Raw genomic sequence first — 10,653 nt, 5'->3', positions numbered from 1 at the left:
ATGCCTCGACCGTGGTGACACCGGTGGCGATCACACGCCAGAACTGGCGTTGGACCTCCCGTGAGGGCTGCGGCCTGCCAGGAGAGCGCATCGGGGCCCGCAAGGCCCGATCCGCTCTCCACTGCCGCCGTGTCCCCTCGGGCACGTCACTGATCTTCCTCGCCCAGTCCTTGCTTGCCATCGCCCATACCTCCAGTGATTCCGAGAGGGTGTTGCGACGACCGATTGAATCCACCCTGGGAGCCGCGGTCCGAGTGCACGATGCACCCGGCCACCGCATCGGTGCCGCCGCGGCGTGCCACGGCCTGCTCGAGGGCGTTCACGGCCAACGAGGCCTGCATACGCCCGGCCATGGAGTACCCCACGATCCTGCCGGCGTAGAGATCCTTGATCGCGCAGAGGTAGAGCTTGCCCTCACTGGTGGGGTGCTCGGTGATGTCGGTCAGCCACAGCCGGTTCGGAGCTTCGGCAGAGAAGTCCCGGCGGACGTGGTCGTCGTGCACGGGTGGGCCTGGGCGGGTCCCGTACTTGCCACGCTTGGCCCCGAACCCGCAGTGCCACCCGTTCTGGCGGCAGAGCCGCCAGGCAGTACGGGCGGCCATTCGCTCCCCGGCCGCCTCGGCCTCGTCCCGCAGCAGCCGGTACCCGAACTCCGGATCGTTCAGGTGAGCGGCGTGCAGGGCGTTGGCCCGGTAGGCCTGCTCCACCTCAGAAACGGCGACGGGCTGGTCCCGCCAGCGGTAGTAGGGCTGGCGGGCGAGCTTGAGGACCCGCAAGGACACCGCGACCGGGATCTGGTCGGCGGCGAGCTCGGACACGAGCGGGTACATCATTTTTTCGGCAGGTTCGCCTGGGAGAGGTAGGCCGCGGCGCGGCGTAGGACTTCGTTCTCCTGCTCGAGGAGCCGGATCCTGCGGCGGGCTGCGCGGAGTTCTTCGGCCTCGGCCTTGGTGGTGCCTGGGATGTTGCCTGCTTCGATATCGGCCTGGCGAATCCAGTTCGTCAGGCAGGACTCGAAGATGCCGAAGTCCTTCGCGATGTCTTTCAGATGGGTGCCGGGCTCACGGTTCTGCGCGACCCGGACGACATCATCGCGGAACTCTTTGGGGTAGGGGGCGGGCATGGTGCACATCCTTCCCTTTGGTGTGGGAACACCACAGATCGTATGTCACCTGTACGTGCGTCAGTCCCTCCCTCGGCCGTCGGCCTGTGCACGATCGGCCCCTTGACCACAGGGGTCAGGAGCACCGGGGTCGGGACGCGGATATGGTCTGTCGTTCCCAGGGCCGGGGCTTCTGCTCCATCGCCGACCGGCGTCGAGGCGTGCCACCCACCTGTCGCACCGCCCCACCCCGCCAAGATCACCGTGTGGTCTCGTACGGCGCCGGCAGGTTGACTCCCTAGGGGGGACCGACTGCAGCGGGCCGCGGAGGGGAGTCCTAGTAGTGGTTATCGCGCGGCGTCGACGGTGCCCCGGTCGGGCACCGTGGCGGTCAGGAGGACCGCGGCCAGCGCCCCGCCGACAATGAAGATGTCCGCGATGTTGCCGATGAACCAGTTCCCGTAGGCGAGGAAGTCCACCACGTGGCCTTGCCCGAATGACGGTGGGCGCAGGAGCCGGTCACCCAGGTGGGAAGTCACCGCGCCGCCGAGACACCCGATCACGATCGCCCAGGACACGGTACGGACCCGGAGGGTGAACCAGATCGCCGCGGCGACCGCCACCGCCGAGATGATGGTGAAGATCCAGGTCGAGTTGGCCCCGAACGAGAAGGCCGCCCCGGGGTTGTAGGCCAGCTGGAGCCCGAGCAGCTCACCCAGGAGCGGGACTCGCTCGCCCGTGGACAGGCTGTTCTCCGCCCACCACTTGGTCACCTGGTCCAGGACCACTACGCCGGCCCCGATCGCAATGGTCAAGAGCACCAGGGGGTACCTGCGCCGGTGGTTCATTCGTGTCCTTTCGCGATGCGCCCGTTTCCCGGCGCCTCAGTGGATCTGCTGACCCCGGCGCGACCTGTGAAATCGCTGGCAGGTACCGGATGGACCGGACAGGTCGGGTCTCACCGGGCCTGGGCGTCTCTGTCCCGCAGGCACGGTAGGAGCTCATCCCGTGGTGGCGGGTTGGGCTTGCCGGTCGGTGAGGGGTTCCAGGGCGGTGCGTCGGGTGGTGGCGGCGCGCAGGCCGTTGCCGATGACGATGACCTCGGCGACCTCGTGGACCAGGACCACGGCGGCCAGGCCGAGGACGCCGGTGATGGCCAGCGGCAGCAGCACGGCGATGATCAGCAGCGAGAGAATGATGTTCTGATTGATGATGGCCCGGCCGCGGCGGGCGTGGGCCAGAGCTTGGGGGATCAGGCGCAGGTCGTGGCCGGTGAAGGCGACATCGGCGGATTCGATGGCTGCGTCCGAGCCGGTGGCGCCCATGGCGATGCCGACCTCGGCGGCGGCCAGGGCGGGAGAGTCGTTGATGCCGTCACCGATCATCGCGGTGGGCCGGGTGCCGGTCAACTGGTGGACGGCGGTGGCCTTGTCCTCGGGGCGCAACTCGGCGCGCACGTCGTCGATGCCGGCCTGGTCGGCGATCGCCCGGGCGGTGCGGGCGTTGTCCCCGGTGAGCATGGTCAGGTCGATGCCCTGGCCGGTCAGGGTGGTCACGACGGTGGGGACCTCAGGGCGCAGTTCGTCACGGACCCCGATGGCCCCGGCGACCGCCCCGTCGCGGTGGATGATGACCACGGTCATGCCCTGGTCCTCCAGCCCCTGGACCTGGGCCGCCAGGGGGCCGGGGGCCAGCCAGCGGGGGCTGCCGACGGTGACGGTAGCCCCGTCCAGGCGGCCGGTGATCCCGTGCCCGGCGGTCTCGGTGACGCCCTCGGCCGCGGGCGTGTCCGGGGTGGCGGCGGTGATGGCCGCGGCCAACGGGTGGGTGCTGTGCTGTTCCAGTGCCGCGGCCCAGCCCAGCACTTGGTCCTCGGTGATGCCGGGGGCGGCGAGCACGGCGGTGACGGTGGGCTGGTTGCGGGTCAGGGTCCCGGTCTTGTCCACCGCCAGGTGGCGGATCCCGCCGAGGCGCTCGAAGGCGGCCCCGGATTTGATGACCACCCCGAACCGGCTGGCCGCGCCGATCGCCGAGACCACGGTGACCGGCACCGCGATGGCCAGCGCGCAGGGCGAGGCGGCCACCAACACCACCAGGGCGCGGGTGATCCACAGTTCCGGGTCCCCGAGCAGGGACCCGAGGGCCGCGACGAGCACGGCCAGGATGAGCACCCCGGGCACCAGGGGCTTCGCGATCCGGTCGGCCAGCCGGGCCCGGTCCCCCTTCTCGGCCTGGGCCTGTTCGACCAGGTGCACGATGGTGGTCAGGGAGTTGTCGGTGCCGGCGGCGGTGGCGTCAATCTCCAGGGCCCCGGCGGTATTGATCGACCCGGCCGAGACGGTGTCTCCCGGGCCGACCTCGACCGGGATGGACTCGCCGGTGATCGCCGAGGTGTCCAGGGAACTGCGCCCGGTACGCACGATCCCGTCGGTGGCGACCCGTTCCCCGGGCCGGACCACGAGCACCTGCCCGGGTCGCAGGTCCTTGGCCTCGACCTCCACCGTGGCCCCGCCGGCCCGGATGGTCGCGGTCTCGGGCACCAGTTTCAGCAGGGCGCGCAGGCCCGCCCGGGCCCGGTCCATGGCCTTGTCTTCCAGGGCCTCGGCGATGGAGTACAGGAACGCCAGGGCGGCGGCCTCCTCGATGTAGCCCAGGATCACCGCGCCGATGGCGCTGATCGTCATCAGCAGTCCGATCCCGAGCCGGCCCCGGGTGAACAATCCGCGCAGCGCCCCGGGCACGAAGGTCCAGGCGCCCAGCACCAGCCCGACCCAGAACACCACCGTGGCCACGAGACCGGCCCCGGACCATTCCAGGACCAGCCCGGTGAGGAACGCCAGCCCGGAGAGCGCCGGGAGCAGGATGGCTGCATCGCGCCACCACGGCCGGTGCTCCTCGTGCTCCTCGGGTGCACCGGGAGTGGGGGTCGGGGCCTCGCAGCCGCAGGCGGCGCTCACGAGGCCACCTCCGCCGTGTCGCAGCACCCGGGTACCGGGCAGCCCGGGTCCAGGCAGGGCGCGGAGGCATCCACCGCGAGGGTCACCTCGAGCAGACTGCTCAGCGCCCGGGCCAGGTGCGCATCGACGATCGCGTACCGGGTGCGGCGGCCCTGGTGCTCGACGGCCACGATCCCGCAGTCCCGCAGGCAGGCCAGGTGGTTCGACACGTTCGACCGGCTCAGCCCCAGGGCCTGGGCCAGCTCGGCCGGATACCCGGGGCCCTCCAGCAGGGACAGCAGGATCCGGGATCGGGTGGGGTCGGCCATCGCCCGGCCCAGCCGGTTCATCACGTCCAACCGTGTCGCAATCGTCAGCATGTGGTGAACTATACAGCCTGCACTGTAGTCTCTTGCGGGGTTTCGCCCGGGCCGGGCGACCCCGATCGATTGAATCAGTGAGGACCCTCCGTGACTGCCCGTTGCTGCCCCACCTTCCCGCATCGCCGCTGCCGGGGCCGAGGAGGACGGCCATGAGCCTGGGTGGGTTCTTCGCCGAGATGGTCCAGTCCGGGGCACTGCTGGTGGCGATGCCGCTGGCCGTGGTCGCCGGGCTGGTGTCCTTCCTCTCCCCGTGCATCTTGCCGCTGGTGCCCGGATACCTGGGGTATGTCTCCGGGCTGGCCGACCCGCGCCGGGCGGACAACCGGCGCCGGGTGATGACCGGGGTGGGACTGTTCATTATGGGCTTCGCCGCGGTGTTCACCCTCTACGGGGCCGCCTTCGGGGTGATCGGCGGGTGGCTGTTGCAGTGGCAGGACGCGCTGATCCGGGCCTTGGGGGTGTTCGTGATCCTGATGGGCCTGGTGCTCATCGGCTGGCTGCCGTTCCTGCAGAACACCCGGCGGATGTCCTTCCAGCCCAGGACCGGGATCGCCGGGGCCCCGCTGCTCGGGGTGGTCTTCGGCCTGGGCTGGACCCCGTGTATGGGCCCGACCCTCAGCGCCGTGCTGGCGTTGAGCACCACCACCGGGGACCCCTGGCGCGGGGCCCTGCTGGGCTTCCTCTACTGTCTGGGCCTGGGCATCCCCTTCGTGCTGGTGGCGATGGGCCTGGACTGGGTCACCCGAACGCTGGGCTTCGTCCGCCGCCACATCCGCGCCTTCAACATCATCGGCGGGGTACTGCTGGTGCTCGTCGGGGTGCTGATGGTCACCGGGATCTGGACCCTGTGGATCTACCAGCTGCAGAACCTGGCCGGCACCTTCACCACCCCCGTCTAACCCCGCCCGCACACGCCCCCCACCTCACGGATTGGACCGCTCGTGACTTCCCCTGACCCCACCGCTTCCACCCCGTCCCGGCAGCGCCGGGCCAAGATCGTGGTCTGGGTGCTGCTGGGCCTGGTCGTGGCCGCCGCCCTCATCGGTTACCTTGTGGCCCGCGGGACCGCCACCGCCCAGCAGCAGGACCCCAACCAGTCCACCGCCCAGTCCACCGGGCAGTCGACTGGGTCTGCCGGTCAGTTGGTGCGGGAGAATAGCCGGGTGCTCTCGCAGGCCCCCAATGAGAAGGCCGTGCTGGTGGAGTTCCTGGACTTCGAGTGCGAGGCCTGCGCGGCGGCTTACCCCTTCGTGGAGGACCTGCGCGCCGAGTATGCGGACACCGTGACCTTCGTGCACCGGTACTTCCCGCTGCCGGGCCACCCGAACTCGGTCACCGCGGCCATCGCCGTGGAGGCCGCTGCCCAGCAGGGCGCCTACGAGTCGATGTACCAGAAGATGTTCGAGACCCAGACCGAGTGGAGCCACACCACGGAGGACCGCAGCCCGGTCTTCCGGGCCTACGCCGAAGAGTTGGGCCTGGACATGGCCGCCTACGATGCCGCGGTGGCCGACCCGGCCACCCGGGACCGGGTCGAGCTGGACGTGGCCGACGGCACCGCCCTGGGCGTGGCCGGGACCCCGACCTTCTACCTCGACGGTGAGCCGCTCACCGTGAACAGCCTGGAAGAGTTCACCGCCGCCGTCGAGGCCGCCACCCAGGACTGACCGCCCGGACCATCCGCGGCCACCCGGGCCAGAGCAGAGGACCGAGAGCAAAGGACTTCCCATGACCGACCGGCTCACCGAGCCCACCGCCCCGAGCGCCGCCTCCCCAGTATCGGCAGCCGGCCCGGCGCCGGCCCCGGCGTGGTTCACCGGGCGCCGGGCCTTCGGCCTGGTGCTGCTCGTCACCGGCGCCGTCGGCTGGATCGCCTCGGCGACCCTGGTCCTCGAACGCCTCGCCCTCTACGAGAACCCCGGCCACACCACCAGCTGTGACATCAACCCCTGGGTGTCCTGCGGACGGGTCATGGGCACCTGGCAGTCCGAGCTGTTCGGCTTCCCCAACCCGCTGATCGGCATCGTCGCCTTCGCCGTGGTGATCTCCACCGCGATGGTCGTGCTCTCCGGGGCCCGGCCCGGCCGCGGGTACTGGCTCGGGCTGCAGGCCGGGGTCACCCTCGGGATAGGGTTCGTGGCCTGGCTGTGGTTCCAGGCCCTGTACGAGATCTACATCCTCTGCCTGTACTGCATGATCGTCTGGGCGGCCATGATCCCCCTGTTCCTCCTGCTCACCGCCCGCAACCTCGCCCACGGCGTGATCCCCGCCCCGCCGGGGGTGGTCCGGTTCGCCACCGGCTGGGCCGGGACCCTCATCGCCGTCGCCTACGTCGCCGTCGCCGGCTCGGTCTTCGTCCAGTTCCTCCCCGCCTTCACCGGCTTCTGACCGGTCCTGGGGCGCGACCTCGCCATTATCGACTGAAGGCGCTATCATCGTCGTATGACGATGATTAAGGAGCCGGGGGTGTCCCCGGCGGCGGGCCTGGGCCCGGCGGCGGCGCTGTTCCACGGGTTCTCCGACCCCACCCGGTTGGCGATCCTGCGGCACCTGGCCACCGGGGAGCACAAGGTGCGCGAGCTGACCGAGCACCTCGGGTTGGCCCAGTCCACGGTCAGTGCGCACCTGGCCTGCCTGGCCGGCTGCGGGTTGGTGGCCTCCCGGCCGGTGGGCCGGGCCTCGCTGTACGCCCTGGCCGCCGAGCCCGAGCTGCTTCAGGTGCTGGCCGCCGCCGAGCGGCTGCTGACGGTCACCGGGCACGCGGTCGAGCTCTGCCCACACTCCGGCACCCCGGGCCCCGACGGCCCCGCCGCGGCCTGAGCCCGGTCCCGGAGAAGGAGGACACAGTTAATGGGTGCACACCACCACGCCTCGCCGGCGCACCGCTGGCGGCTGGCGGTCGCTTTCGCCATCACCACGGCGGTGCTGCTGGCCGAGGTGGCCGGGGCGCTGATCACCGGCAGCCTGGCCCTACTGGTGGACGCGGCGCACATGCTCACCGACGCTGGCGGGTTGCTGATGGCCCTGCTGGCCTCCACCCTGATGGCCCGGCCGCCCACGGCCCGGCGCACCTGGGGGTTCCTGCGCGCCGAGGTGTTGGCCGCCCTGGCCCAGGCCGCCATCCTGCTGGCCGTGGGTCTCTACGCCTTCATCGAGGGCCTGCAGCGACTGTTCGCCCCGCCCGAGGTAGCCTCCGGCCCTCTGCTGCTGTTCGGGATCCTCGGCTTGGCCGGTAACCTCGCCTCGCTGGCCGTCCTCGGCTCCGGCCGCGGGGCCAACCTGAACATGCGCGCCGCGTTCCTGGAGGTCCTCAACGATGCGCTGGGCTCGGTGGCCGTGATCGCCAGCGCCCTGGTCATCGCCACCACCGGCTGGGCGCAGGCCGACGCCGTGGCCGGGATGCTCATCGCCGTGTTGATTGTGCCCCGCACCCTGAAGATCCTGGCCGAGGCCGCGCACATCCTGCTCGAATCCACCCCCCGGGACCTGGACCTCGCCGAGGTTCGGGACCACCTTGAAGCGGTGCCGCACGTGGTGTCCGTGCACGACCTGCACGCCTCCCAGATCGCCACCGGGGTCCCCGTGCTCAGCGCCCACGTCGTCGTCGAGGACCACTGCTTCCACGACGGGCACGCCCCCCAGATCCTGGACCAGCTCCAACACTGCGTCGCCGAGCACTTCGACGTGGCGATCGACCACTCCACCTTCCAACTCGAACCCGCCGCCCACGCCCACCACGAACACCCCACCCACCACTGACCCAGTGGGGCTGGTTGAGCAATAGACGCGTCCGCAGGAGGAACCCCCCACCGGACACACCCGCAGCCGACATGGATGAACAGTGGCACGCCACTAGGGACATCCCGCATGACCCGTCCGGTGGTCCGTCCCGCGACGGCACGTCATACGACACGCCCCCGGGTGGGTCACCATCGGCGGCACACAGCTCCGCAGCCCGCGGTGGTCATCGGCGTTGGGCCAGCACCTTCTGTCCGGCTTCGCGCAGTTCCCCCGTGGGTGAGACGTGGCGGTAGAGGGTCTGGCGGGTGATGCCCAGTTCCTTACACAGGGCACCGACGTTGGTGTCCTTGTTCCCCATCGAGGCCATCGCCAGGCGGATCTTGGCCGGGGTCATCTTGTAGGGCCGGCCGCCCTTGCGGCCTCGGGCCCGGGCCGAGGCCAGGCCGGCCTTGGTGCGTTCGGAGATCAGCTCGCGTTCGAACTCGGCCAGGGCGGCGAAGATCCCGAACACCAGCTTGCCGGAGGCGGTCGTGGTGTCAATCGCCGCCCCCTGGCCGGTGAGCACCTTCAGGCCCACGCCCCGCTCGGTGAGCTCGTGCACGATGTTGACCAGGTGGCGCAGGTCCCGGCCGAGTCGGTCCAGCTTCCACACCAGCAGGGTATCCCCGGCCCGCAGCGCTTTCAGGCACGCGGCCAGATGGGGACGGTCATCGCTCTTGCCGGAGGCCTTGTCCTCGTACAGAGCCTCCGGTTCCACGCCGGCTTCGAGCAGGGCGTCGCGTTGCAGGTCGGTGGCCTGGGAGCCGTCAGCCTTAGACACCCGCATGTACCCCACGAGCACCGCCCACCACCCCTGTCATTTATTCGATCGTTTATGTGACACGAGGCCCGCAGAGCGAGGTGTTGAGAAATATTGTCACGTAACCGGTCATTTATTCTACGTCTCGCAGACGGTCAAGGCGCAGCTATGGTGACAGGTAGTCCGAAGGGATGCCGAGCTCGGTGAAATTGCTCCGGACGCCTTGGATCACTTCGTCGTTGTCGCGGCGGTACATCGTGCAGAAGTTGAAGAGTTGGCGGGCGGTCTCGGGGGTGGTCCGGGCTTCCTCGACGACGGCCTGAAAGTTCTTTTTGATCTCCTGCCAACGGATGGCGGTGGGGTCCGTGGTTTGTTCGGTGCTGCCGGGGTCGCGGGAAATGTCCGGTTGGGGCAGGAACACCTCGGCTTCGCGTCCGGGGCAGGTCATGGCCCGGGTTTCGAGCAGGTGTATCGCGGTGGCGGCGGCTTCCAGGGACTGGAGTTGGCGCTGATCGGAGAGTTCCTCGTAGGGGCGCCACGGGCCCTGTCCGGCGCGGACCGGGTGGCCGGTGCGGTCCCACACCTGTCGTGTCAGCCGGCCGGGTGCGCCGCATTCGATGATGGTCGCGCCGAGCTCGTCGAGCAGCGTCCTGAGTAGTCGGAACCAGAGGCCTGCGTGCACCCGGTGTCGGGGAAGGGCGACGGATCCTGTGGTCAGGGCCTGCCAGGTCCGCTGGTCCATGCTCCGGATCGCCGCCCCGACCGGTCGCGGCTCGGGCCTACCCGGCGAGACGTGCCAGAAGTCGTGGTAGCCCACCGGGCCGTTGTGGCGTTCGAGTCGGCAGTGGTGGACGGGGCAGGAGAGCATTAGGGGCACCAGCCACGCCAGTTGGTAGGGGCAGGGAGGGGTGGATTCCATGGTGCAGCGCGGACAGGCCCGGTGTTGCCAGCCGGCATCCGTGGGCAACCAGGCCCGCCAGTCCTCCACGGTACGGTCGCGTCTCCTTCCCCGGGGCAGCAGTACCGCCAGCTGGCGGGTATAGGTGGTGTAGGCCTTCGCCGCTGGCTCGAGTTGGTCCAGCAGCCAGGGGGTCTGCCCGCCGAGAGTCATGGCCCGTATGGTGTCGGTTCCGGTTCTGGTGCGGCCGGCTAGCTGGTTGATGAATTCCTCCGGGGCGGCCACGTCCAGGTCCCCGGGGCGGGAGATGCAGAACCCGGTATCGAGAACGAGGTCCTCGACCTCGGCCCCGTAGCGGTGGGCTATCCGGCGCAGCCAGGAGGTGAGTGCCTCACCGGTGACCGGGGCCGGGTGCACCGGCCACCGAGTGCTCACAGCAGCTCGCGTTCGAAGACCCGGCGGCGTTCGGCCGGCCCGGTGTAGTTAGCCATCGTCAGGGTCCGGTGGTCGATGGCCTCGAGGCCGGACTCGACGGCGGCCACCGCGGCCGCGGTCAGCAGGTGGGCCAGCTCCCCGATGGTGCCCTCGCTGCGGGCCAGCAGGTAGCGGGCCATGTCCTCGGTGTCGATCACCGATGGTTTCCGGAGGGGGAAGGAGGCGGCGAAGCGGGCGTGTCAGATGGTCTGTGTAAGCCGTACCGAGAGGAACGGTAAGAATCATGACCATGATCGACGAGAAGAACCCAGGCGAGCCCTCGGGCCAGGACCTGGTCGAGCAGCTGAAAGCCTCAGGGC

The 10,653-nt window shown here is 70.0% G+C and carries 12 protein-coding genes and 2 pseudogenes; 5 read left to right on the top strand and 9 right to left on the bottom strand.

All coding sequences use genetic code 11. The annotated features are described in order from the left end of the window. From D8M29_RS04830 to D8M29_RS04805, 6 genes and pseudogenes are all read right to left on the bottom strand, one after another. A pseudogene (locus D8M29_RS04830) lies at positions 1 to 181 on the bottom strand (IS30 family transposase); the annotation flags it as partial. Continuing rightward, on the bottom strand, positions 147 to 818 hold the full coding sequence (locus D8M29_RS04825; protein WP_161972207.1) for a DDE-type integrase/transposase/recombinase: 672 nt from the start codon (positions 816 to 818) through the stop codon (positions 147 to 149). The pseudogene D8M29_RS04830 and the gene D8M29_RS04825, both read right to left, overlap by 35 nt. Before the next feature lie 11 nt (positions 819 to 829). Then, on the bottom strand, positions 830 to 1,123 hold the full coding sequence (locus D8M29_RS13945; RefSeq protein WP_060973960.1) for a transposase: 294 nt from the start codon (positions 1,121 to 1,123) through the stop codon (positions 830 to 832). A gap of 326 nt (positions 1,124 to 1,449) precedes the next feature. After that, a complete protein-coding gene (locus D8M29_RS04815; protein WP_227718746.1) occupies positions 1,450 to 1,923 on the bottom strand; it encodes a signal peptidase II in 474 nt (157 codons plus the stop codon). A gap of 180 nt (positions 1,924 to 2,103) precedes the next feature. After that, on the bottom strand, positions 2,104 to 4,059 hold the full coding sequence (locus tag D8M29_RS04810) for a cation-translocating P-type ATPase (RefSeq protein WP_170721174.1): 1,956 nt from the start codon (positions 4,057 to 4,059) through the stop codon (positions 2,104 to 2,106). After that, a complete protein-coding gene (locus tag D8M29_RS04805; protein WP_060775722.1) occupies positions 4,056 to 4,418 on the bottom strand; it encodes a helix-turn-helix transcriptional regulator in 363 nt (120 codons plus the stop codon). The genes D8M29_RS04810 and D8M29_RS04805 overlap by 4 nt, the downstream gene beginning before the upstream one ends. Positions 4,419 to 4,570: 152 nt before the next feature. Between D8M29_RS04805 and D8M29_RS04800 the strand changes: the two genes are divergently transcribed. From D8M29_RS04800 to D8M29_RS04780, 5 genes are all read left to right on the top strand, one after another. Beyond that, positions 4,571 to 5,320, top strand: a complete 750-nt coding sequence (locus D8M29_RS04800; RefSeq protein ID WP_036313837.1) for a cytochrome c biogenesis CcdA family protein — start codon at positions 4,571 to 4,573, stop codon at positions 5,318 to 5,320. Positions 5,321 to 5,362: 42 nt separating this feature from the next. Next, positions 5,363 to 6,088 carry a thioredoxin domain-containing protein gene (locus tag D8M29_RS04795; RefSeq protein WP_081097719.1) on the top strand — a complete coding sequence of 242 codons (726 nt, stop codon included), beginning with the start codon at positions 5,363 to 5,365 and terminating at the stop codon, positions 6,086 to 6,088. 61 nt (positions 6,089 to 6,149) lie between these two features. Further along, positions 6,150 to 6,809: a vitamin K epoxide reductase family protein gene (locus tag D8M29_RS04790; protein ID WP_036313831.1), complete on the top strand. Its 660-nt coding sequence runs from the start codon at positions 6,150 to 6,152 to the stop codon at positions 6,807 to 6,809. Between the two features lie 54 nt (positions 6,810 to 6,863). After that, the gene (locus tag D8M29_RS04785) at positions 6,864 to 7,241 is read left to right on the top strand and encodes a helix-turn-helix transcriptional regulator (protein ID WP_036313828.1); all 378 of its coding nucleotides are present in this window, start codon (positions 6,864 to 6,866) and stop codon (positions 7,239 to 7,241) included. Between the two features lie 30 nt (positions 7,242 to 7,271). Next, on the top strand, positions 7,272 to 8,180 hold the full coding sequence (locus D8M29_RS04780; RefSeq protein ID WP_036313825.1) for a cation diffusion facilitator family transporter: 909 nt from the start codon (positions 7,272 to 7,274) through the stop codon (positions 8,178 to 8,180). Positions 8,181 to 8,385: 205 nt separating this feature from the next. Here the strand turns inward: D8M29_RS04780 and D8M29_RS04775 are convergent, their stop codons facing one another. From D8M29_RS04775 to D8M29_RS04765, 3 genes and pseudogenes are all read right to left on the bottom strand, one after another. After that, complete coding sequence (locus D8M29_RS04775; protein WP_036313821.1) at positions 8,386 to 9,003, bottom strand: recombinase family protein; 618 nt, start codon at positions 9,001 to 9,003, stop codon at positions 8,386 to 8,388. 124 nt (positions 9,004 to 9,127) lie between these two features. Further along, complete coding sequence (locus D8M29_RS04770; RefSeq protein ID WP_159833557.1) at positions 9,128 to 10,276, bottom strand: TniQ family protein; 1,149 nt, start codon at positions 10,274 to 10,276, stop codon at positions 9,128 to 9,130. Positions 10,277 to 10,290: 14 nt separating this feature from the next. Beyond that, positions 10,291 to 10,530, bottom strand: a pseudogene (locus D8M29_RS04765) (transposase); the annotation flags it as partial. Positions 10,531 to 10,653 lie beyond the last annotated feature (123 nt).

The sequence above is a fragment of the Micrococcus sp. HSID17227 genome (assembly GCF_003989405.1).
Taxonomy (GTDB): Bacteria; Actinomycetota; Actinomycetes; order Actinomycetales; family Micrococcaceae; genus Micrococcus; species Micrococcus luteus.
Note: the sequence above shows the minus strand (reverse complement) of the source record. Positions and strands in the feature narration are given on the sequence as shown.

Coding starts and splice junctions, on each gene's coding strand:
- D8M29_RS13945 (WP_060973960.1), bottom strand. CDS start 1,123: ATGCCCGCCCCCTACCCCAAAGAGTTCCGCGATGATGTCGTCCGGGTC.
- D8M29_RS04805 (WP_060775722.1), bottom strand. CDS start 4,418: ATGCTGACGATTGCGACACGGTTGGACGTGATGAACCGGCTGGGCCGG.
- D8M29_RS04800 (WP_036313837.1), top strand. CDS start 4,571: ATGAGCCTGGGTGGGTTCTTCGCCGAGATGGTCCAGTCCGGGGCACTG.
- D8M29_RS04790 (WP_036313831.1), top strand. CDS start 6,150: ATGACCGACCGGCTCACCGAGCCCACCGCCCCGAGCGCCGCCTCCCCA.
- D8M29_RS04785 (WP_036313828.1), top strand. CDS start 6,864: ATGACGATGATTAAGGAGCCGGGGGTGTCCCCGGCGGCGGGCCTGGGC.
- D8M29_RS04780 (WP_036313825.1), top strand. CDS start 7,272: ATGGGTGCACACCACCACGCCTCGCCGGCGCACCGCTGGCGGCTGGCG.